Raw genomic sequence first — 23,286 nt, 5'->3', positions numbered from 1 at the left:
AGGTCTGGTCTATTGATGGTTATCTATTCTATATGAATTCATTTAAAATCGATGTGTATCATACAATAAACTCAAGTTAAGATCTTCACTAAAGATCAATTTTTAGTTTTATTTCTAATGTCATTCAAATCTCTAATCATAGAATTACCAGTTGAAGCAAATGAAAAACTGCTTTTTTACCTTTAATATTTGACGAACAGCAAAATTATGATTAGAATTGCGACCTCTTTTTATTGTAACTTTTTGTTTTAATAAAATGGTACTGTTTAGATTTGCAGTAACAGGTTCACATTTTGAATATTAAAACTTTATTTATTAGGTAGATAAGAAAATGAAACGTACTTTCCAACCTTCTGTATTAAAACGTAGCCGCACCCACGGTTTCCGTGCTCGTATGGCAACTAAAAAAGGTCGCCAAGTTTTAGCTCGTCGTCGTGCTAAAGGTCGTGCGCGTTTAAGTGCATAATCTGATTATCGAGTGTCTAAGCTAGGTTTTTCAAGGGAGTTACGTTTACTAACTCCCTCTCAATTTAATTTTGTTTTCCAACAACCTTTCAGAGCTTCTTTGCCTGAAATCTCCATTATCGCTCGTCCCAATAGTTTGCAACATCCTCGATTAGGTTTAACTGTTGCCAAAAAATATGTAAAACGTGCCAATCAACGTAATCGTATTAAAAGGATTTGTCGTGAAAGCTTTCGTTTACAACAGCATTTATTACCTAATTATGATTTTATTATCATTGCAAGAAAAGGCATTAGTGACATAGATAATATGTTGTTATTCAAAATGTTAGATAAATTATGGCAACGACATCTACGCTTTTCAAAAAAATCTTCATCGGCATAATCCGCTTTTATCAGATTGCAATTAGCCCTTTAATTGGTCTACGTTGTCGCTTCACCCCGACCTGCTCTCAATATGGGATTGAAGCAATTCAAACACACGGAGTGATAAAAGGGGGTTGGCTTACACTCAAGCGTATATTAAAATGTCATCCTTTTGGTTCATCAGGCTATGATCCTGTGCCACCACATATTGATAATCATAAACCACAGAGAAAAAAATAATGGATTCAAGACGTAGTTTACTCGTAATTGCTTTGTTCTTTATCTCATTTTTGATTTACCAACAATGGGAAATAGACAATAATCCTCAACCGGCACAGACTGCCACTCAAACTCAAGTTGATAAGAGTGAAGTGCCAACAACTGTCAGTACAGCAGCCAATACCACAATTGATAACAATCAACAGCAAGGTAAAATCATCACCTTACAAAGTGATGTCTTGCGTTTAAAAATTGATACTTTAGGTGGTGATATTGTCGAAGCCCAATTATTAAAATATGGCGCTGAATTACACTCTGAAACCCCTTTTGCTTTGCTGGAAAATACAGCAAAACACGTTTATATTGCTCAAAGTGGGCTAATTGGTGCCAATGGTAGCGATACTGTTGCTGGGCGTGCTGATTATCAAGTAGACGGCGATAATTTCACTTTAGCAGAAGGTCAAAATGAACTTAGCATTCCGTTTACATTTACCAAAGATGGTGTTACCTACCGCAAAATTTTTACATTAAACCGAAACAGTTATGATGTAAAAGTGAATTTTGAAGTAACCAATAACAGTGGTTCAACTATTCAAGTCCAACCATATGGTCAGCTTAAACATACTTTAGTAGAAAGCTCTGGAAACATTGCAATGCCGACTTATACCGGTGGTGCATACTCTTCATCAGAAACCAATTACAAAAAATACTCTTTTGAAGATATGCAAAAAGACAATCTTGCAATTAAAACTAAACAAGGTTGGGCTGCGATTCTTCAGCACTATTTCGTATCTGCGTGGATTCCAAATCAAGATGCCGATAATCAACTATATACTTCAACACAAGGTGATTTCGCTTACATCGGTTATCGCGGTCCAATCACATCCATTGCCAACGGAGCCACTGATACTATTACCAGCCAACTTTGGGTTGGGCCAAAATTACAAAATGAAATGGAAACCGTCGCTCCACACTTGGATTTAACTGTTGACTATGGTTGGGCTTGGTTTATTGCAAAACCACTCTTCTGGTTATTGCAGTTTATTCAAAGCCTTGTTCACAACTGGGGCTTGGCAATTATAGGTGTTACTATTGTTGTAAAAGCCATTCTTTATCCGCTTACTAAAGCTCAATATACTTCAATGGCAAAAATGCGTATGTTACAACCGAAAATTCAAGAAATGCGTGAACGTTTCGGTGATGATCGTCAACGTATGAGCCAAGAAATGATGAAACTTTATAAAGAAGAAAAAGTGAATCCTCTTGGTGGATGTCTACCAATTTTGCTGCAAATGCCAATTTTCATCGCACTATATTGGACATTCTTAGAAGCGGTTGAATTACGTCACGCACCGTTCTTCGGTTGGATTCAAGACTTATCGGCACAGGATCCATATTATATTCTGCCGTTATTGATGGGGGCATCAATGTTCTTATTGCAAAAAATGTCACCAACTCCTGTTGCCGATCCAATGCAACAAAAAGTAATGATGTTTATGCCGGTGATGTTTACTTTCTTCTTCCTATGGTTCCCTTCAGGCTTAGTGCTTTATTGGTTGGTGTCTAACATCATTACCATTATTCAACAGCAGCTAATTTATCGGGGCTTAGAGAAAAAAGGATTACACTCTCGTCATAAATAAATTTCCAAAATAACAGAAAGGCATCTTAATTAAGATGCCTTAAATTTATATAGAAACAAGAGAAAAATATGATAGAAAAAGAAACGATTGTCGCGCAAGCAACCCCTCCTGGTCGAGGAGGAGTAGGCATTTTGCGGGTTTCCGGCCCACTTTCTGAACAAGTTGCCAAAGAGGTGTTGGGAAAAACATTAAAACCTCGCTTTGCTAACTATCTTCCTTTTAAAGACATTGACGGCTCTGTACTTGATCAAGGCATTGCCCTCTTTTTCAAAGCACCCAACTCCTTTACCGGAGAAGATGTTTTGGAATTGCAAGGTCACGGCGGGCAGGTTATTTTGGATCTGCTCTTAAAACGCATTCTACAGATTAAAGGTGTTCGTTTAGCCAGACCAGGAGAGTTTTCAGAACAGGCTTTTTTAAACGATAAAATCGATTTAACTCAGGCTGAAGCAATTGCTGATTTGATTGATGCTAGTTCGGAGCAGGCAGCACGTTCAGCTTTAAAATCACTACAAGGCGAATTTTCCACCAAAGTCCATCAATTAGTGGACGAATTGATCTATCTACGAACCTATGTTGAAGCAGCAATTGATTTTCCGGATGAAGAAATTGATTTTCTTGCCGATGGCAAAATCGAAGCACATTTAAATCAAATTATAGCCAAAGTAGCGGAAGTTCAATCTCAAGCGAAACAAGGCTCTTTACTTAGAGAAGGGATGAAAGTGGTGATTGCCGGTCGTCCGAATGCCGGCAAATCAAGCCTGTTGAATGCATTAGCTGGTCGTGATGCTGCCATTGTTACTGATATTGCCGGCACAACTCGTGACGTATTGCGAGAACATATTCACTTGGATGGGATGCCGTTGCATATTATTGATACCGCCGGTTTGCGTACTGCTACGGATGAAGTGGAACGTATCGGTATCGAACGAGCTTGGCAAGAGATTGATCAAGCCGATCGTGTATTATTTATGCTCGACAGCACAACAACGGATGAAACGCTGCCGGAAAAAATTTGGCCGGAATTTATGTCCAGATTGCCGCCATCAATCCCTGTTACGATTATTCGTAATAAAGCAGATATTAGCGGCGAAGCAGAAGGCATTCGCACTGAAAATGGTTATACTACCATTACCCTTTCAGCCAAAACTCAACAAGGCATCCAATTACTGAAAGAGCATCTCAAAGAGAGTATCGGCTATCAAACCGTTACCGAAGGAGGCTTTTTAGCTCGTCGTCGCCATTTGGAAGCATTGGAACAAGCGGCACAACATTTGCAGCAAGGGCATATCCAATTAACTCAATTCTATGCTGGTGAACTGTTGGCTGAAGAATTGAAAATGGCACAGAACGCACTCAGCGAGATCACCGGACAATTCACGTCTGATGATTTACTTGGTAATATCTTCAGCTCTTTCTGTATCGGAAAATAAAATGCGTGCTAAGCACGCATTTTTAGCATCAATTATAACTTTCACTCAACTTGCCATTTTCTGCTATCTCTTCATCTCGATCCTTAGCAGAAATTTGCAGACGAGCAAAATAGTCCTGTGTTTCGGCTATAATTACTTTGCGCAAGCCAATCAATGCAATTAAATTAGGAATTGCCATTAATCCATTAACAATATCAGCCAAACTCCAAATAATATCCAATTTAATAAATGCGCCGCACGCAATCAGTAAAATAAAGCAGCTACGGAAAATTTTAATACCCCTAATGCCAATTAAATAAACAAAACAACGTTCACCATAATAACACCAGCCAAGCATTGTGGTAAAAGCGAAGAACAATAAACCGATAGTGACAATCGTTGCACCGATGCTGTTGCCTAACCCTTGCGCAAAAGCCAAGTTAGTCACTGCGGCTCCCGCCACCTCCGATTGCCAAACACCGCTGATAACAATGACTAAACCGGTCATTGTGCAAACAATAATGGTATCGAAGAATGTGCCGGTCATTGAAATCAACCCTTGACGCACCGGCTCTTGTGTTTGTGCCGCCGCTGCTGCGATCGGCGCACTTCCCAAGCCGGATTCATTAGAGAAAATACCTCTCGCCATTCCCGATTGAATCGCTTTAAGCACAGTAAAACCAACCGCACCGCCTAATGCCGCTTGAGGGTTAAAAGCACTTTCAATAATTAAGGCTAGCGCTTGTGGCACAACGTTCCAATTAATTAATAAAATAAATAACGACGTACCGACATATAACACCGCCATAAACGGCACAATAAATGAGGATACGACAGCAATACGGTTAACGCCGCCAAGAATAATCATTGCTACCAACAACGTCATTACAACTGCGGTAATCACTGTTGATACCCCGAACGTATCTTGCATAGCGTGTGTAATGGCATTGATTTGTGGGAAAGTCCCGATACCGAAAAAAGCAACCAGAACACCGAATACCGCAAACAACTTAGCTAACCATTTTATGCCCAGCCCACGTTCTATGTAATACATCGGACCACCGGCCATAAAGCCATTTTTATCTTTCACACGATATTTTACCGCCAGCAAACATTCCGCATATTTAGTCGCCATTCCGAAAAAGGCGACAATCCACATCCAGAAAATCGCCCCGGGTCCCCCAGCTTGAATTGCTGTAGCAACACCAACAATATTACCGGTACCGATAGTCGCAGAAAGTGCGGTACACAACGCAGCAAATGCAGAAACATCGCCCTCACCGGAATTACCTTTTTGAAACAAATATCTTAATGCTCGTGGTAATGCTTTAATTTGTAAAAAACCTAAGCGAATACTGAAATAAATACCGGTTCCTGCTAATAAAATGAGTAATGGCGGCCCCCAGATAAAGCTGTCAATTTCAGCTAAAATTTGATTGAAATTCATTGACTTCCTCGTAAATAAAAAAGCTAAATACAAGGAGTAGAAAAGAAAAAAGAAATATCCAGAACTGATATTTGAAAAAAGATTATCTTTCCTGCCCCTGTCCTTTTGCCTGAGCGTTTCAAAAATCTAAGATTTTTTTGCGCCTTCGGCGTCCACTTAACGTGGATCTCTCCAAGGGTTCGTCCAGTAACAGTCCATGCTGTAAAACAGCGCCTGAAAGAGTTTACCTCGTCGGCGTAGAGTTAATTCTCTACTCTCCAGCTACCTTCATCCGAACTTGATGTTTATTACTAAGAATAAAAACGTTACGAATTTTAGCAAGTTATACTTCCTTGCTCAAGTGATGATCTCCTTACTACAATAATTTCACTAAGCGATTTAAATCTGCCTGAATCGCACCGGCAGTCATTTTTACGCCAGCACTTGGACCGTGAATCACCAATGGATTATCACGATACCAAAGACTACGAATTAAGAATAAATTCTCTCCCGGCAAAGCACGCGCAATCGGATCATCAGCATTACACACCTCTAAACCAATTTTTGACTGTCCATTCGCCAAAAAGCGAACCACATAACGTAATACCCCGCGCTCTTCCTCAGCATCGTGATAACGCTCATAAATTAGCGGCTCAAGCTCATCCAATTTTTCAAAAAAGTCAGATAATGGCAAATCAATCATATCTTCCGTAATCAAAGATTCTACCTTAATCTCGGAACGATCTAAATCATAACCTGCGGTACGTGCCACAATTAATAGCTTACGCAACGCATCCAATCCTCTTAAATCTTCTCGCGGATCACGTTCTGTCATTCCTTGTTGCCACGCTTGCTCTAATAACATTGAAAACGGTACAGAACCATCATATTGGTAAAATAACCACGCTAATGTACTGGAAAATGTCCCCTCAATCGACAAAATCGTATCGCCGCTCTCTACCAAGTCGTGTACGATTGGATTAATAGGTAAACCACCACCTACTGTAGCGTTATACAACCAATAACTTCCAGATTGCAAAAAAGCGTTCTCTATTTGATGATATTTATCTAAATCAAAAGCAGCTGCACGTTTATTGGCACTAATCACGTGAAAACCATATTTTGCATAGTCTTCATAATGTGCCGCCACCTCATCGCTATTGGTAAAATCCAACACTACCAATTCATCAAACGGATGTAGACTCAACCATTGCAATAATTCCTCTGGCACCAATTCTCGACCATATTCTTCAAACTGTTGATCCCAATTATTTTCACTTAAATGTGCCAAAATACCTTGGTAATCTAACCACGCTTTTTGACTTGAAACCAAACCGATTAAAGAAAAATCAAAATGACTGCGTGCTGCGATCTTCTCCTGCTCCTGTTTAAACAGGCTGATCCAGGTTTTTGAAACCTCTCCTTTGCCTAATACCACTAAGCCAACCGTTTTATGCGCACGAAATAGATCATCGTGAACGTTGCGTAATAATTCCCGACTCACGGCTTGACGCAAAATCGCCACTACGCTGATTTTATCTTCAGATTGCCATACAAATTCTAGCGGCTGTGTTTTTAGCATTTGTGAAAAGCGTAACATTTGTAAAGAATTTTGGCATACTCCAGCCCCCACAATAGCCAACAAAGCCAAATCATAGCGAATGGAAATGGAATCAGTGATTAACGGCAATTTTTTAAACTGCATAAACGCCGTATCAATATATTCATTGGTATAGATCAAACGTAAAGTACGTGATTGCTCAATAAATTGCTCGACCAGCGGCTCCAATTGATGTTCTTGCAACCACGCTTGCAAACGTTGCCGCCAACTCTGTAACACCTGATTTTGCGGAATCACCAATTCGATCCAACCGATATGGTTATGAGATGTCACAATTTTACCTTGCGCTGAAGAAGAATAAATATGTTCAATACGACTCGTACCTTCATTGGGTTTCAAACTGCTGCGTAACTGCAATTTTAATTGAAACTCTTTAACAGGTTCTAGTGTGCGACTATGCAGCACAGGCGCGCCAAGACGTGCCAATTCATTTGCCTCATCCCAACGTAATAGTGGCAATAATGTAGCATTTTTTACGTGACGAGGATCCGCAGAATAAACTCCAGCTACATCACTCCAGATAGTAACATTCTCAATACCAGCTAACCCTGCTATTTGGGTTGCAGAATAATCGGAGCCATTTCTTCCCAATAATACGGTTTCGCCTTTTGTATTTCGGCTGATAAAACCAGTAACAATCAAACGTTTATTGGGATTAGCATCTAAAATAGGTCGTAATCGACGCTGGCTTTGTGCAACCTGTACCTTAGGTAAAACGGTTCGCTCTGCCACCATAAAATCACGTGCATCGACAAAAACGGAAGGAATAGATTGTTGATTCAGATAAGCGCTAACCAGCCGTGCCGACCAAATCTCTCCATGTCCGACCACTTCGGAATAAATCGCTTCACTGAATGGTTTATCTAACAATGCGGAAAACTGATGAATATCATCAATGAAGGCTTGAGCAACCGGCTCCGGCTGTATAAGTAATGCATTAACCATTGACAGATACTGATGGCGAAGATTCTGCAAAATACGGTTAGCTCCCACTGTATCTTTATGTGAAGCTTCCACCCATTCAATCAATAAATTTGTGGTTTTACCAATTGCAGATACCACAATAACATCATTCTCTTTACTGTAATTCTGAATAATCGAAGCAACGCCTTTGATACATTCAACATTTGCTAAACTACTACCGCCAAATTTATGTAATTGATGACGAACAACCTGCTGCATCATAAACCTCCGCCTATATCAATGCAAAGACGCGCTATTTTAGCACGAATATATATAATCAAATAAAGAAATCTAGATGTCTTTAAGGCTAGATTGTCATTAGAATAAATTTTGATTAAAATACCACAACTTGTGTGGATTTGAAGGAAATAACTATGGCTGATTGGGATGGAAAATATATTAGTCCCTATGCGGAACACGGCAAAAAAAGTGAACAGGTAAAAAAAATTACTGTATCAATTCCAATTAAAGTATTAGAAATACTCACTAACGAGCGTACTCGTCGCCAAATTCGCAATTTACGTCACGCAACCAATAGTGAATTGCTCTGTGAGGCATTCTTACACGCTTTTACCGGTCAACCTTTACCGACCGATGAAGATTTGTTAAAAGAACGTCACGATGAGATTCCGGAAGAGGCTAAAGTATTAATGCGACAAAAAGGTATAGATCCAGACACTTGGGAATATTAATTTATCTATCCTTCATATTACTTTTTATCTAAACCAAAGGATAAGCTTTTTTCAGCTTATCCTCCCTCTTACTCTCTTACTAATATTGATATATATCAAATTTTATTCAGTCATTGTTCGCTAAAATGTCGCCACGAATATTATTAGGAATATTTCTTATTTAGATTAAAATAGGCTATTCCATTTTAGAAGTAAGGAAATCATTATGTCAGTATGTCCTCTTCATCAATTACCCAAACACCAAGAAGCCTACATTAAAGATATTATCGCCAATCCGGCATTCGGATCCCAAGATAATTCCGTTAGCCGGCGTTTAGCAGATCTCGGTTTTTCCTCCCATCGACCGGTTACCATTATTGCTAAAGGATTATTAGGACGTGGGCCTTATGTCGTTCGTTTGGATCATCACTCTCAATTTTCATTACGTAAAGCAGAAGCAGAAAAGATTCTCTGCTATTTAAAATAACTCTATGAATAATCAACTTAAATTTGCCCTAATCGGGCCACCCAATTGTGGTAAAACCGTACTATTTAATGCTTTAACTGGATCGAATGCTAGAATTGCCAACTATCCCGGAGTAACGGTTGATCGCCGTGAAGGAACTTTACTCGGACACACTAATATCACTATTCTCGATCTACCGGGAACTTACAGCTTACATACAACAAGCCCAGACGAGGAAGTTTCTCGTAATGTTTTACTAGGTCATCTTGGCGACATTCCGGATGCTATTATTACCGTTGCTGATGCTACCAATCTGCGAATGACTCTGCGAATGGCTCTAGAATTAAAAGCACTTGGTTTGCCAATGGTGATCTCAATTAATCTGTTTGACATTGCTAATGCACGCGGACTGCAAATTGATACCAATAAAATGTCGGAGTTACTAGGTGTACCTGTCATAGGAACAGTTGCAGTGAGTAAAAAAGGGCAACAGAAAATTAAACAAGCCGTGGAACAACTTGCCGGACAAGTATCAACACATCAAAAAACATCTCAACAATTGGAGCAGATTACAAATCAACTCGATAGTGATCAACTTTTCCAACAAGTTGATCATATTCTTGAACAAAGTGTACACAATATCAATTTTTTGCCGCGTTGGCACCAAAGGCTAGATCATATTTTCTTACATCCCATTTGGGGCATACTTACTCTAATTATCGTGATGTTACTAATGTTCCAAGCTGTTTACGCTTGGGCTGCTCCATTTATGGATGGTATTGAAACCGGTTTTAGTCTTTTGTCTGAATGGCTAGCATCTGTTCTACCAGACGGTATTCTTAAGGATCTATTGATTGATGGTATTGTTGCCGGTGTAAGTAGTGTTCTAGTTTTCTTACCACAAATTGCGATTTTATTTGCATTGTTACTTATCCTGGAAGATTCCGGATATTTGCCTAGGGCTGCTTATTTACTAGATAGCTTCTTAGCGAAAAGTGGTTTATCTGGGCGCTCCTTTATCCCTTTACTCTCCGGTTTTGCTTGTGCCGTACCGGCAATTATGTCAGCACGCACAATTACCGACCCAAGAGAGCGTTTAGTTACTATTGCAATCGCACCTCTATTAACTTGTTCTGCAAGATTGCCAGTATATACTTTAATCATTGCAGCAGTTATTCCAGATCAACAAGTCTGGGGAATTTTTAATCTACAAGGTTTAACATTATTCGCACTATACACTATTGGAGTGCTCTCTGCCGGCTTTATTGCTTTCATTCTAAAATTATTCGCTAAACATAAAGGTAAAATTCAGCAATTTCCATTATTGATGGAGTTGCCTACTTATCGTATGCCTAATTTTAGACACATTGTCATCACTTTATGGGAACGTGTCAGCGCATTTTTAAAACGTGCCGGAACGATTATCTTCGCATTAAGTATCATTTTATGGGTGCTTGTTAGCTTTCCTGCTGCGCCTGAAAATGCCGTTTCACCACCAATCGATTACAGTTTTGCTGGTGCGTTGGGGCATCTAATTGAGCCAATTTTCCGTCCATTAGGCTTTACTTGGGAAATGTGTATTGCAATGGTACCCGGCATTGCCGCTAGAGAAGTGGTAGTTGCTGCGTTAGGGACAGTCTATGCCGTCGGTTCAACCAATGAAGAAGCCGCTCAACAAATGCTTATTCCATTGATACGCGATAGCTGGGGTTTGGCTACTGCATTCTCTTTCCTTGCTTGGTACGTTTATGCCCCAATGTGTATGGCAACGCTTGCCGTTATTAAGCGCGAAACCAAATCAGCTAAGCAGACTTTACTAATTACGTGCTATTTAACCGCATTAGCTTATCTATTTGCTTATATCGTTTATCATATCGCACGAGGAGCAGGATTATGATTCAATATTTAATTGTTATAGCTTTATTTATCGGCGCTGTCGGCTACCTTATCGCAAACTTCCGCAAAAAACGACAAAGCGGATGTGGAGATTGCTGCCGTTGCGGATCTACTTCTAAAACACAAAAATCTTGTCATTAAGCATTGTATAGGAGTTGAAAACCTTCAACTCCTATCCTCCTTTTTACACTTTAATTTAAGAAAAAATTACATTAATTACTTCAAAAGAATTAATTTTCTTTTTCAAGAATTATTTATCAAAATATTGTTCAATAAGCACACACAAATATGACATTTCTCACATTTTTATTAATTTTTTATTAAATTTTTGAGAAAGAGATCAACTTTTTAAAAAAATCTACTTTACTAAATTTTAGCATTTACATAGTCTTATCTGTGCATTCACATATCTCATTCATACACAAGAAGAGGATCAAACTTATGAAATTCAAACAAAATATGTTCAAAATACTCGCTACTGTTACTGCATTAGGATCACTATTATCATTCAATGCCTTGGCTGCTGATCCTATTGTGATCAAATTTTCTCACGTGGTAGCGGAAGATACACCTAAAGGTCAAGGTGCATTAATGTTTAAAAAAATGGCTGAAGAAAAATTTCCCGGTAGAGTGGTGGTTGAAGTTTACCCTAACTCATCTCTTTACGGTGACGGCAAAGAAATGGAAGCATTATTATTAAATAATGTACAAATGCTTGCGCCATCTTTGGCTAAATTCGATAAATATACGCCAAAAATCCAATTATTCGATCTACCGTTCCTATTTGACGATATTGAAGCCGTTCAACGTTTTGAAAAAAGCGAAGCCGGTAAAAGCCTGCTTAACAGTATGAAAGATAAAGGCATCACCGGTATCGGCTACTGGAATAATGACTTAAAACAACTCTCCGCCAACAAAAAATTGGTACTACCAAAAGATGCACGCGGATTAAAATTCCGTGTACAAAATTCCGAAGTACTTGATGCTCAGTTTAAACAATTAAAAGCTGTTCCTCGTAAAATGGCTTTCGGTGAAATGTATCAAGGGTTACAAACCGGCGTAGTAAACGGTGCGGAAAACCCATACTCAAATATCTATTCACAGAAGATCAACGAAGTACAAAAATACATTACTGAGTCCAACCACGGTTTACTTTCTTATATGGTTATCGTAAACACCAAATTCTGGGAAGGTTTACCTGAAGATATCCGTAAAGGTTTGATGGAAGTAATGGATATTGTTAGTGATGATGTAAATAAAAAATCTCACGAATTCAACCTTGCTGATAAACAACGCATTCTTGATGCAAAAACAACAGAAATTACTATTTTAACTCCTGAACAAAGAAAAGAGTGGCGTGAAGCTATGCGCCCTGTTTGGAAAAAATTTGAAGATGCTATCGGTGCTGATTTAATTAAAGCTGCCGAAGAGTCTAACAACAAATAATTTTCAAATCTCAAAGTGCGATAGGCTGACTATCGCACTCTCATCGCTCAAGTCGGTTAAGGAGCAATTATGCAACACTTTAATTATCTCTGGGGAAAACTCGAAGAATTTATGATCGGTTTTTCTCTAGCGTTAATGACATTAGTAACTTTTGTCTATGTAATGTTCAATAATCTTTATAATCCTTTCTACGATTTAGCCGATGCTTATCCGAGCCTTGAATTTATTTTCGAGCCTATCGCTACTTTTTGTATGACAGTAGCACAAGAAATGACTTGGAGTGTCGCACTGACTAAATTATTTTTTGCAATGCTCATCTTTTTCGGTGCATCTTATGGTGTTCGTACTGCCGGACATATTGGTATTGACGCATTAGTGAAAAAATTTAGTACTCCAGTGCAACGCTATATCAGTATCTTTGCCTGTCTTACTTGTCTTATTTATTCAGGGATTATTTTTATTGCGAGTTATGATTGGGTTCAAGCTTTATTCATTGCTAAAGTCGGTGCAGAAGACCTACAGCAATTTGGCATCAAACTTTGGCATCTCGGTCTGATTATTCCTATCGGTTATATTATGATTTTCGCCCGTTTTGTTGAGATATTTATCCGTTTATTACAAGGAAAACAAAATGATCTTGGCTTGGCTGATGAAGCAAAAGATGCAGTAAAACTACAAGAATCTGAAGCACATAAGGAGTAATTTATGACTATTGTTTTCTTATTTGCCTGTTTATTCTTTTTAATGTTTATTGGAGTGCCCATTTCCGTTGCATTAGGATTATCCGGTTCTCTTGTAATAATTCTCTTCAGCCAGGATTCCATCAGCTCGGTTGCGATTAAACTTTTTGAAACTTCTGAACACTATACTTTATTAGCAATTCCATTCTTCTTGCTTGCCGGTGCATTTATGACCACTGGTGGCGTGGCTCGCCGATTGATCGATTTCGCTAATGCAACCGTTGGACACATACGTGGTGGATTGGCAATTGCATCTGTTCTTTCCTGTATGCTTTTCGCCGCACTTTCCGGCTCAAGTCCTGCAACCGTGGCAGCTGTCGGCTCCATTGCAATTGCAGGAATGGTTCGTTCTGGTTATCCGCAAGCATTCGGAACAGGCATTATCTGTAATGCAGGTACATTGGGTATTCTTATCCCTCCTTCTGTGGTAATGGTGGTTTATGCAGCGGCAACCGAATCATCCGTCGGTCGACTCTTTATGGCTGGCGTTATGCCCGGCTTATTATTAGGTGTTGCCTTAATGATCGGTATTTATGTTATCGCTCGCATTAAAAATTTGCCGGCATTACCGCGTGCCAGTGTGAAAGAGTGGTTCAAAGCGGCTCGCCGTGCATTATGGGGTTTAATCCTGATGGTGATTATTCTCGGCGGTATCTATAGCGGAGCGTTTACGCCAACGGAAGCTGCTGCCGTAGCAGCGGTTTACTCTTTCTTCGTCGCCGTTTTTGTCTATAAAGATATTAAATTGAAAGAGTGTCCGAAAGTCCTATTGGAAGCCGGTAAACTCAGCATTATGCTGATGTTTATTATCGCTAACGCAATGCTCTTCGCTCACGTCCTAACAACCGAACAGATTCCGCAGCAATTAACCGCCTTAGTGGTAGAAATGGATTTGCACGCTTGGCAGTTCCTCATTATCGTCAATATTATCCTGTTGATTGCCGGTGCATTTATGGAACCTTCCGCTATCATTCTGATTTTAGTACCTATTCTGTTTCCTATCGCTACTCAATTGGGTATTGATCCGATTCATCTTGGGGTCATTATGGTAGTAAATATGGAAATCGGTATGATTACACCGCCTGTCGGACTTAACTTATTCGTAGCATCTGCTATCACTGGCTTAACTCTACCACAAGTCATCAGAGCAGCACTACCTTGGTTAATGCTAATGCTAGCATTCTTGATCGCCATTACTTACATTCCTGCAATCTCCTTGGCTTTACCAAACTGGATTGCAATGAATTAAAACTGACACTGAAAAACAGGGCTAAACATAAATTTAGCCTTGTTTTTATTCTTAAAATTTAAAAATCATTTTAGGAGAAGAACAAAAAAGAAACCCAGCATTAATACTGGGTTTCAGTTTAATTAAATATGACTATTTTCTTTTCGCATCATACTCTTTTAAAATAGCGTACATTTCATCTTTCAAACGAAGTTTAATTTTTTTCAAGTTTTCTATCTCTTCCGGCGTACCGAATTCAATTTTCTCCAACATATTATGAATCTTATGATCCAATTCATTATGTTCTTCGAATAAACGAGCAAAATGTTTATCTTCATTTTTTAACACACTGATCAAATCACGATACTCTGGAAACATAACTATTCTCCTCTATATTATTATTACACATTGTTAATATAGCTTTTTTTCGCTTCTTCTGCTGTGAACAACGTCACATTTTACTTATCTTCTGTTTAACTTTTTGCAACAAAGCATCACAACAGCGATCTAGCAAATGGTAAGTTTCATTAAAATTGTGTGTGTACCAAGGATCAGGAATATGATCCTTTTCTAAATCGGGACATAGTTGCGTAATTTTAAAAATCTGTTGCGGATGTTTGCCGAAAAAACGCTCTAAATCCTCTAAATTGCTGTCATCCATCGCGATAATATAATCAAAATTCGCTAAATCCTGTTTTCTGATTTGACGACTGCGAAAACCGTTACTGGCTATGTTATGCAACTCCAGCATATCCGCTGTACCGCAATGCATTCCTTCACCACTATGCCAGCCGGCGGTACCAGCACTATCCACATTAACCCATTTGGACAAACCTGCCTGTTGTAATTTATGTTTAAAAATAAATTCCGCCATCGGTGAACGACAAATATTGCCTAGACAGACAAATAAGACTCTTTGATGCTGCATAAATATATCCTTTTTTAAAGGAAACTAAACTACAGTATATCCCATATATAATGCAAGGGATAAAAATGCTAATCCAACAAATAAGAAAAAGAGGTTTTGATATTTATGCAAAATCAATTGCATTTTTTGCATAAATGCACAATAAACGATATGTACACATAATGTACAAGCTAAAAGTATAATTAACAAATTCACATTCTGTGAAAAAATATTTTTTTCAGGATTAATAAATAAAGGGAAAAACGAAGTGAAAAATAATAATGTTTTAGGACTAGCAAATGTAACTATTGCACCATGATAAGCATTTTTCAGATGTCCTTTATCCTGTGCTGCCATATTGATTTGGCTGTTTTTACGACTGGCTAGCAAACTCATTATCCCCAAATAAGCAATATATATCGCACCTATGTATTGCAATATTGAGAATAACAATGGAGAAGCAGTAATAATTGCAGTAACACCTGATAACGCCAATACTGCCATTGCAAACATTCCAATCTGTATACCTAAAATCACTGGTATCGCTTTTCTCCAACCAAACATACCGCTATAGACAATAACACTTAATGTTCCGGGACCGGGCGTACCTGCAGCAATTATACAAGTTACAAGATATGAAAATAAATCCAATTGTTGCATATCTAAGCCTTTTCACTTACCATTAAGGTCATATCCCAATTAAGGATAAATCCATTTTCAGTGATATCAATAGTTAAATATTTTCTAGTTTCATTAAGAATCTCTTCAATAGAATATTCTTCTTTTATTCCTAATAAATAAAACAAAAATTGCCCAATCTGTAATTCCGAAGAAAAAGTCCATTTAAGAGAATAATCAAAAAAGCTAGGTTCTTTCCAACCAGTGATAAAACACAAACTCTTAGAAAATTCCTTTGTCAAAAAGGAAACTTCATGCCCTGTAATACAACTTCTTGCAATAAATGAATCAAAAAATTTTGAAGTTTTATTATGGGAGAATATATCAAAAACAAATAACTTTGCATTATCACTAGAATATCTGTGACAACATTTCATGCATTCTGTTTTGTTTTTGACATGATGAAATGCGCCCCTACTCCATATTTTATTTACTTCAGATGTCAGGGAAAAATCTTCTGCACCTGACAAAATAGGAATAATATTGTTTTTATTTTTATTCATAATAACTGATAATTGTTCTTCAGATGGATCTAATGCAAACAATATCCCACTATTACCAATACATTTAGAAATTGGAAAAGAAAAAAATCCAGTCCCAGCACCTATTTCCAATACTTTATCTCCCTCTTGGGGAGATAAATACTCTAACATAACTGCCACATCATCATTCCAAATATCGGATATATTTTCTGTCGCTATTTTATAACGATTAGATCTCTCACTAGAAAACTCTCTATTATTAGTCGATAGCATCCTTCACTCCTATATATTTATATATTTTTTATAATAAAATATTTTTACCCCTCCTCCAAAATTACTTAATAGAATACCTTATATCAATTAATTATATTCAAAATAAAGGCAGAATTTCTTATAAGAACTCTGCCTTTAAAAAGTTTTAACTCAACCACCCCATTTGATAAACGATAAATAATAAGGTGAATGCTGTGAGGTAAAGTAAACCGATAAGTGAAAGCCACAACAGTCCGCCCTTCACTTTATGTTCGCCTTTTAATACCAATAACAAATTCAAAGTGGAAAACACTGGAGTGGTAACAAATGAGGCAATCATTGCGAATTTAAGCATTGGTCCTAATGCATTATTAAAGAAGAAAATAATTAACGCACCAGAAACGGATGCAGCAACAAAGGCAATATTCAAATAACTGGCTCTTGTACCTTTCTTCTTCAATAAAATACGCAAACTTTCGATATTGGAACGAGAGTAACCATCAATAACAGTAAGTGTTGTTCCAAACATACATAGGAAAGCAATCAATGCAATTAATCCCCTAGCCCAATCGCCAATAGTTGTAGCATACATACCAATTAATTGGGCAATATATTTTCCTCCCACCATTTCAACTGGTATGCCTGAACCATATTGAACCAAAGCACCTAATGCCAAAAATACTAAAGCCAATAATGCAGTACCAATATAACCCACATTAAAATCAAAAATACCATCTCGATAAGAAACTTTGGTTATGCGTTTTTTCGCTACCACCCACATTGAATTGATAGCAGAAATTTCAATCGGTGCCGGCATCCATCCCATTAACGCCACAATAAACGCTAATGCACCTAACTGCCAAGGACTTTCACTTACGTAACCTTCCGGCGCAACCGCTCCTCGAGAAGCAGCAATCACAACCGCTAACACAGTAGCTAAAGTAAGGCAAATCATCACGAACTTGGATAAGCCATCCAAAAGTCGATATTGCCCGAATAAAAGAATCGCAGTACTCACCACTAATACTGTTAAACTTAACGTTGGCACAGGTAATGGTACAACAAAAGATAAAATAACAGCGGACAATAAAGATACAGCGGCCGTGTTAATTACTGTAGAAAAAACATTCAATACAAAAAAGATGAATAAATAAGCTGTTCCTTTCTCTTTATAGCCTTCAAGCAAGGTCTTATTTGTATCTAGCGTATACTGCACACCAAAACGGAAAAACGGATACTTAAACAGATTTGCTAAAATAATAATTATCGCTAACTGCCAACCATAAATTGCACCCGCTTGTGTTGAAGCAATAAGGTGAGAACCGCCTACCGCAGCAGAAGCCATTAAAATTCCCGGGCCTAGTGCAGAAAGACGACTTTTTAATGTAGAGGACTGCTCTTCAGTCGTTATTGATGCTGTCATAAATTAGTCTCTTTTTTAATATAAATGAAACAGTTTTGTAATATCATCACAAATGTTTTTTGAAAGCAACAGGAAGAGATAATTAAAATAGTCAGCTATTTTTATATAAAATTCTAAATTATTATTTATTTTTAGTATAAAAAACTAACTTATAATCATAACAAGAGGTTTGTTTTTAAACCAAAATAATTATTAGCGTTTAATTTTTTTAAAATTTAATGCTCCCTATTATTTTATTTGACTATCTTTTATACATAAAAACTTTTTACCAATAAACTCAATAAACAAAACTAACGAAATGGTAGAGTTTCTAGTACAATCTTCCATACTGAATCATCGTTCAATAAGATTATGCTACTCACCATTCTCTATTTAATTGGAATTACTGCCGAATCAATCACCGGCGCTTTAGCTGCCGGCAGAGAAAAAATGGATATTTTCGGCGTTATTATTATTGCCTCCGTTACCGCTATTGGTGGTGGTTCTGTTAGGGATGTTCTCTTAGGTCATTATCCATTAGGTTGGGTAAAACACCCGGAATATATCGTTATCGTTGCCGGTGCAGCGGTATTGACCGTGATTATTGCACCATTAATGCGTTATTTAAAAGCGGTCTTCTTAATTTTGGATGCGCTAGGTTTAATCGTATTTTCCATTATTGGCGCACAAGTTGCTCTCACTATGGGGCACGGTTTTATTATCGCCTCTGTTGCCGCTATCATCACAGGAGCCTTTGGCGGTGTGCTGAGGGATCTACTCTGCAACCGTATTCCATTGGTTTTTCAAAAAGAACTTTATGCCAGTATCGCTTTTCTTGCTACCGCTATCTATATAGGACTACAACATACCAATATCTCACAAGATATTGTGATTTTAATCACGTTAGTGACCGGTTTCTTATTACGTTTGCTAGCTATCCGATTTGGCTTAGGACTCCCTGTTTTTGATTATCAGGAAGATAAAAACTGGTCGTGGGTAGAAAAATTACCAAAAAGGAAAAAATAATGATGGAAATCACTTTTTATCAATGCTTTAGAGAGAACATACTTAATGGTAGTAAAACCATTACTATTCGTGATAATAGTGAAAAAGATTTTAAAATCGGCAGTATCATTGATGTTTTTACGTTTGAACAACATCAGTGGTTCGCCAAAATCAAAATCCTCTCTGTAACACCAATTCAATTTTCACAACTAACAGAAAAACACGCACAGCAGGAAAATATGACACTAACCGAGCTAAAAAAAGTAATTCGTCAAATTTATCCTGATGCCGAACAACTTTTTGTTATTCATTATCAATTAGTTTCAACAGACGACATTGACGAACGTTGACGCCAATAAGTAGCAAATTTTGGTTTACCGTTTTTGGTTAACCCCCGATATTTATAAGTAATTATCGAACCAATCGCCGGCGGATTAGCTCGATCAGCTAAACTGAAACCAGAACCAATTTTAAATTGCCCCCGTTCATTTTCACAAGTTAATGATCCCATCACATTATGAAACTGTCCTTTCCCTTTATGGTGAGCTATCACAGTACACTCTTCATCTTGATGACGTTTCAACTTTAAAATTTGGCTACTTCTCCCTACGATATAATTCGCTTTCGGATTTCTTACCACAACCCCTTCTCCACCTAAACTTTCTACTTGATCAAGAAACTGATAAACAGCTTGTTTATTCTCTATCGGCATCTGCGGTAAGATTTCAATATAAGGTGTTGGATGTTGTAACAAATATTTCCTAAGTACATCTAATCTTTGTAATAAATCCCCTTTTTCTTTTGGTACATCAAATACATATAATTTTAATTTATGCCAACCTTTATCTTTTATAGAACGAGTGATACTGGTGATCTCCTCAAATTTACCTCGTTCACTGAATAGCTCCCCATCAATCGCAAATGGAGGAAAATCTTTAATAAAATAACCCGGAGGATTCAAAAGATTATCCTGACGAGTAAACAATTTTTCTCCATCCCAATATCCTCTTACACCATCTAGTTTTTCGCTCATCACCCAACCTTGTAAATCTTGATCTTTATACTCCTGCAATAACATTACCGACTCTTTTGCCATCACAGAAAAAGAAATTAAACCTAAAAATAGATATAGATAGTACATTTATGCTCTCCTTTAAATATCAGGTGTTCAGCATAAAGTATTTGACGGATATACAAGCAAAAAGAGAGAAAAAATGTGGTCTAGATCGAAAAAACAAAAAAAGGTTAATTGCCTTTCACAACCAACCTTTTCGTTACTAAAAAATTTTAAGATTTATGTTTCATTGCTGGGAATAAAATCACATCACGGATTGATTCCGCATTAGCAAACAACATCGCCAAACGGTCGATTCCCAAGCCTTCACCTGCTGTTGGTGGCAAACCGTGTTCCAACGCCACCACGAAATCTTCATCTTTAAACATTGCTTCATCATCTCCCGCTTCTTTCGCTGCTACTTGTGCATTAAAACGTTCATTTTGATCTTCCGCATCGTTCAACTCAGAGAAACCGTTACCAATTTCACGTCCACCAATAAATAATTCAAAACGATCCGTAACTTCTGGATTTTCATCATTACGACGAGCCAACGGTGAAATTTCAGCAGGGTGAGCCATTAAGAAGGTTGGCTGAATTAAGTGATGTTCCGCTACCTCTTCAAAAATCGCATTAACTAAACTACCCAAGCCCCAAGACTTTTGAATTTCAATGCCAAGTTTTTGAGCTACCACTTTAGCACGTTCAAAGTCATAAAGATCTTCTTTAACAATGCCTTTATCTGCACCATATTTCAATACGGCATCGTGCATTGTGATACGTTCAAACGGTTTACCGAAGTCAAATTCATATTCACCGTAAGGCACAATTGTAGTGCCTAAAATATCCAATGCCAATTTGCGCAATAATTCTTCGGTATTATCCATTAAATCATGATAATCCGCATAAGCTTGGTAATATTCAATCATCGTAAATTCTGGATTATGACGTACAGAAACCCCTTCATTACGGAAGTTACGGTTTAGCTCAAATACACGCTCAAAACCACCGACAACAAGGCGTTTCAAATAAAGTTCCGGTGCGATACGAAGGTACATATCAATATCAAGCGCATTATGGTGAGTAATAAACGGACGTGCCGCCGCCCCACCCGGAATCACTTGCAACATTGGGGTTTCGACTTCGATAAAACCTTTGCCGATAAAATATTCACGAATACCTGCAATCACTTTTGAACGAATAATAAAAGTGCGACGAGATTCTTCATTAGAAATAAGATCCAAATAGCGTTGGCGGTAACGCATTTCTTGATCTGCTAAACCGTGGAATTTATCCGGTAATGGGCGCAATGCTTTAGTCAACAATTCAAGAGCAGTACAACGTACAGTCAATTCATTAGTTTTAGTTTTGAATAGCGTTCCTTTTGCTCCAACAATATCGCCAAGATCAAGCATCGCCATAATTTCTTCATAAACACCTTCCGGTAATAAATCCCTAGCGACATACAGTTGGATTTTTCCACTCATATCCTGCAACGTGATAAAACTAGCTTTTCCCATTTTACGTCGTGTCATAATACGCCCTGCTACGCTGACAGGAATAGCTTTCTCTTTTAATACTTCACCATCTTCATTTTCATATTGTTGATGAAGATCACCGGCTAAACTGTCTCGGCGGAATGTGTTCGGAAATGCATTGCCTTTTTGGCGTAAGGTTGCCAATTTTTCACGGCGAGCAAGCATTTCTCCATTTAAATCTAACTCTTGAGTATGTTCTGTCATTTTTTTACCTTTAATTTTTTAATGCATATTCTTGCAAATCGTTATTCAATTCTTACTAAAATCAGTCAATTTTATTTACTAAACAAACCTTGCATAGCTATAGTCCAGCTTTCAAACTTGCTTCAATAAATCTGTCTAAGTCGCCATCCAATACAGCTTGTGTATTGCGGTTTTCAACGCCAGTGCGTAAATCTTTAATACGTGCATCATCCAACACATAAGAGCGAATCTGACTGCCCCAACCAATATCCGACTTACTCTCTTCTAATGCCTGTTTTTCAGCATTTTTCTTTTTCAATTCAAGCTCATACAATTTAGCTTTTAACTGCTTCATCGCCTGATCTTTATTTTTATGCTGAGAACGATCATTTTGACACTGCACTACAATACCGGTCGGGATATGAGTAATTCGCACTGCACTCTCGGTTCTGTTAACGTGTTGCCCACCAGCACCAGATGCACGATAAACATCAATGCGTAAATCCGCCGGATTGATTTCAATATCAATATCATCATTAATTTCAGGATAAACAAATACCGCACTAAAGGAGGTATGGCGACGATTATTAGAATCAAATGGGCTTTTACGCACTAGACGATGAATACCAGTTTCTGTTCGCAACCAACCAAAAGCATATTCACCACTAACACGAATGGTTGCTGATTTAATGCCAGCAACATCACCATCGGACACTTCCATTAACTCAGTTTTAAATCCTTTACTCTCTGCCCAACGTAAATACATCCGTAACAACATTTCTGTCCAGTCTTGGGCTTCAGTACCACCTGAACCAGCTTGCAAATCTACATAGCAATCAGCGGCATCATTGGCGCCACTGAACATTCTTCTAAATTCAAGTTTAGCCAAACTTTGTTCCAGCTGTTCCAGTTCGGCAACAGCTTCATCAAATGTTGCCTGATCATCTGCTTCAATTGCTAATTCTAATAATCCTTCAACATCATCTAAACCTTGTTGCAAAGATTTAATGGTATTTACCACTGATTCTAATGAAGAACGTTCTTTTCCTAATGCTTGTGCTTTTTCCGGATTATTCCATACATCCGGCTGCTCCAATTCAGCGCTGACCTCCTCTAATCGTTCAACTTTATTGTCGAAGTCAAAGATACCCCCTAAGTGCCAAGGTTCTTTCACTAATATCACTGATTTTATTTTTTACAGGATTAATTTCAAACATATCTTTTCA

24 protein-coding genes and 1 riboswitch are annotated in these 23,286 nt (G+C 37.9%); of the genes, 14 read left to right on the top strand and 10 right to left on the bottom strand.

Features of this window, described 5'->3' with window-relative positions; genetic code table 11:
• Nucleotides 1-331: 331 nt before the first annotated feature.
• The 5 genes from rpmH to mnmE all read left to right on the top strand — a co-directional run bounded on the left by rpmH (nt 332) and on the right by mnmE (nt 4,123).
• A complete protein-coding gene (gene rpmH, locus ACXPAV_RS12370) occupies nt 332-466 on the top strand; it encodes a 50S ribosomal protein L34 (protein ID WP_013745661.1) in 135 nt (44 codons plus the stop codon).
• 12 nt (nt 467-478) lie between these two features.
• Nucleotides 479-847 carry a ribonuclease P protein component gene (gene rnpA / locus ACXPAV_RS12365; RefSeq protein ID WP_458003630.1) on the top strand — a complete coding sequence of 123 codons (369 nt, stop codon included), beginning with the start codon at nt 479-481 and terminating at the stop codon, nt 845-847.
• Nucleotides 802-1,068: a membrane protein insertion efficiency factor YidD gene (gene yidD, locus ACXPAV_RS12360; RefSeq protein WP_458003629.1), complete on the top strand. Its 267-nt coding sequence runs from the start codon at nt 802-804 to the stop codon at nt 1,066-1,068. The genes rnpA and yidD overlap by 46 nt, the downstream gene beginning before the upstream one ends.
• Nucleotides 1,068-2,690 (top strand): membrane protein insertase YidC, encoded by a 1,623-nt coding sequence (gene yidC, locus ACXPAV_RS12355; protein WP_039170993.1) that lies wholly within the window; start codon nt 1,068-1,070, stop codon nt 2,688-2,690. The genes yidD and yidC overlap by 1 nt, the downstream gene beginning before the upstream one ends.
• 71 nt (nt 2,691-2,761) lie before the next feature.
• Nucleotides 2,762-4,123, top strand: a complete 1,362-nt coding sequence (mnmE, locus tag ACXPAV_RS12350; RefSeq protein WP_197497851.1) for a tRNA uridine-5-carboxymethylaminomethyl(34) synthesis GTPase MnmE — start codon at nt 2,762-2,764, stop codon at nt 4,121-4,123.
• Nucleotides 4,124-4,151: 28 nt separating this feature from the next.
• Here the strand turns inward: mnmE and ACXPAV_RS12345 are convergent, their stop codons facing one another.
• Nucleotides 4,152-5,549, bottom strand: coding sequence for an alanine/glycine:cation symporter family protein (locus ACXPAV_RS12345; protein ID WP_458003628.1), 1,398 nt, complete (start codon nt 5,547-5,549; stop codon nt 4,152-4,154).
• An 87-nt stretch (nt 5,550-5,636) separates the two neighbouring features.
• Nucleotides 5,637-5,734, bottom strand: a riboswitch (glycine riboswitch).
• Between the two features lie 170 nt (nt 5,735-5,904).
• Nucleotides 5,905-8,334, bottom strand: coding sequence for a bifunctional aspartate kinase/homoserine dehydrogenase II (gene metL / locus ACXPAV_RS12340; protein WP_458003627.1), 2,430 nt, complete (start codon nt 8,332-8,334; stop codon nt 5,905-5,907).
• A 152-nt stretch (nt 8,335-8,486) separates the two neighbouring features.
• Here metL and metJ point away from each other — a divergent pair, with 152 nt between their 5' ends.
• The 7 genes from metJ to ACXPAV_RS12305 all read left to right on the top strand — a co-directional run bounded on the left by metJ (nt 8,487) and on the right by ACXPAV_RS12305 (nt 14,580).
• On the top strand, nt 8,487-8,804 hold the full coding sequence (gene metJ / locus ACXPAV_RS12335; RefSeq protein WP_039135177.1) for a met regulon transcriptional regulator MetJ: 318 nt from the start codon (nt 8,487-8,489) through the stop codon (nt 8,802-8,804).
• Nucleotides 8,805-9,009: 205 nt separating this feature from the next.
• The gene (locus tag ACXPAV_RS12330) at nt 9,010-9,270 is read left to right on the top strand and encodes a FeoA family protein (RefSeq protein WP_039135174.1); all 261 of its coding nucleotides are present in this window, start codon (nt 9,010-9,012) and stop codon (nt 9,268-9,270) included.
• 4 nt (nt 9,271-9,274) lie between these two features.
• Nucleotides 9,275-11,146, top strand: coding sequence for a ferrous iron transport protein B (gene feoB, locus ACXPAV_RS12325; RefSeq protein ID WP_458003626.1), 1,872 nt, complete (start codon nt 9,275-9,277; stop codon nt 11,144-11,146).
• Nucleotides 11,143-11,286, top strand: a complete 144-nt coding sequence (locus ACXPAV_RS12320; protein ID WP_081964318.1) for a FeoB-associated Cys-rich membrane protein — start codon at nt 11,143-11,145, stop codon at nt 11,284-11,286. The genes feoB and ACXPAV_RS12320 overlap by 4 nt, the downstream gene beginning before the upstream one ends.
• 318 nt (nt 11,287-11,604) lie before the next feature.
• Entirely contained in the window at nt 11,605-12,591 is a 987-nt protein-coding gene (locus ACXPAV_RS12315; RefSeq protein ID WP_197494818.1) for a TRAP transporter substrate-binding protein, read from the top strand.
• A 69-nt stretch (nt 12,592-12,660) separates the two neighbouring features.
• Nucleotides 12,661-13,293, top strand: coding sequence for a TRAP transporter small permease (locus ACXPAV_RS12310; RefSeq protein WP_039135167.1), 633 nt, complete (start codon nt 12,661-12,663; stop codon nt 13,291-13,293).
• Nucleotides 13,294-13,296: 3 nt separating this feature from the next.
• Nucleotides 13,297-14,580, top strand: coding sequence for a TRAP transporter large permease (locus ACXPAV_RS12305; RefSeq protein WP_039135164.1), 1,284 nt, complete (start codon nt 13,297-13,299; stop codon nt 14,578-14,580).
• Between the two features lie 132 nt (nt 14,581-14,712).
• Here the strand turns inward: ACXPAV_RS12305 and ACXPAV_RS12300 are convergent, their stop codons facing one another.
• The 5 genes from ACXPAV_RS12300 to ACXPAV_RS12280 all read right to left on the bottom strand — a co-directional run bounded on the left by ACXPAV_RS12300 (nt 14,713) and on the right by ACXPAV_RS12280 (nt 18,301).
• Nucleotides 14,713-14,937, bottom strand: coding sequence for a YdcH family protein (locus tag ACXPAV_RS12300; protein WP_039135161.1), 225 nt, complete (start codon nt 14,935-14,937; stop codon nt 14,713-14,715).
• 73 nt (nt 14,938-15,010) lie between these two features.
• Nucleotides 15,011-15,487 (bottom strand): low molecular weight protein-tyrosine-phosphatase, encoded by a 477-nt coding sequence (locus ACXPAV_RS12295; RefSeq protein WP_458003625.1) that lies wholly within the window; start codon nt 15,485-15,487, stop codon nt 15,011-15,013.
• A 24-nt stretch (nt 15,488-15,511) separates the two neighbouring features.
• Nucleotides 15,512-16,126 carry a LysE family translocator gene (locus ACXPAV_RS12290; protein ID WP_013745676.1) on the bottom strand — a complete coding sequence of 205 codons (615 nt, stop codon included), beginning with the start codon at nt 16,124-16,126 and terminating at the stop codon, nt 15,512-15,514.
• Between the two features lie 2 nt (nt 16,127-16,128).
• The gene (locus ACXPAV_RS12285; protein ID WP_458003624.1) at nt 16,129-16,899 is read right to left on the bottom strand and encodes a class I SAM-dependent methyltransferase; all 771 of its coding nucleotides are present in this window, start codon (nt 16,897-16,899) and stop codon (nt 16,129-16,131) included.
• Nucleotides 16,900-17,044: 145 nt separating this feature from the next.
• On the bottom strand, nt 17,045-18,301 hold the full coding sequence (locus ACXPAV_RS12280) for an NRAMP family divalent metal transporter (protein WP_458003623.1): 1,257 nt from the start codon (nt 18,299-18,301) through the stop codon (nt 17,045-17,047).
• A gap of 351 nt (nt 18,302-18,652) precedes the next feature.
• Here ACXPAV_RS12280 and ACXPAV_RS12275 point away from each other — a divergent pair, with 351 nt between their 5' ends.
• Both ACXPAV_RS12275 and yqfB read left to right on the top strand, forming a co-directional pair.
• Complete coding sequence (locus tag ACXPAV_RS12275; protein ID WP_039170975.1) at nt 18,653-19,306, top strand: trimeric intracellular cation channel family protein; 654 nt, start codon at nt 18,653-18,655, stop codon at nt 19,304-19,306.
• Nucleotides 19,306-19,635, top strand: coding sequence for a N(4)-acetylcytidine aminohydrolase (gene yqfB / locus ACXPAV_RS12270; RefSeq protein ID WP_039135152.1), 330 nt, complete (start codon nt 19,306-19,308; stop codon nt 19,633-19,635). The genes ACXPAV_RS12275 and yqfB overlap by 1 nt, the downstream gene beginning before the upstream one ends.
• On the opposite strand, the gene ACXPAV_RS12265 is transcribed toward yqfB, so the two are convergent.
• From ACXPAV_RS12265 to prfB, 3 genes are all read right to left on the bottom strand, one after another.
• Nucleotides 19,599-20,426 carry a DNA ligase gene (locus ACXPAV_RS12265; RefSeq protein ID WP_458003622.1) on the bottom strand — a complete coding sequence of 276 codons (828 nt, stop codon included), beginning with the start codon at nt 20,424-20,426 and terminating at the stop codon, nt 19,599-19,601. The genes yqfB and ACXPAV_RS12265 overlap by 37 nt on opposite strands.
• Before the next feature lie 146 nt (nt 20,427-20,572).
• Nucleotides 20,573-22,081 (bottom strand): lysine--tRNA ligase, encoded by a 1,509-nt coding sequence (gene lysS, locus ACXPAV_RS12260; protein WP_039135146.1) that lies wholly within the window; start codon nt 22,079-22,081, stop codon nt 20,573-20,575.
• A 97-nt stretch (nt 22,082-22,178) separates the two neighbouring features.
• Nucleotides 22,179-23,277, bottom strand: a protein-coding gene (prfB, locus tag ACXPAV_RS12255) for a peptide chain release factor 2 (protein WP_155275452.1) whose coding sequence is annotated in 2 segments (ribosomal slippage) — nt 22,179-23,201 and nt 23,203-23,277 — 1,098 coding nt in all. Because the reading frame shifts where the segments join, the coding sequence is not laid out codon by codon here.
• Nucleotides 23,278-23,286: the final 9 nt, after the last annotated feature.

Source organism: Gallibacterium sp. ZY190522 (genome assembly GCF_054166015.1).
The sequence above is the reverse complement of the archived record's forward strand: the minus strand, read 5'-3'. Positions and strand labels throughout refer to the sequence as shown.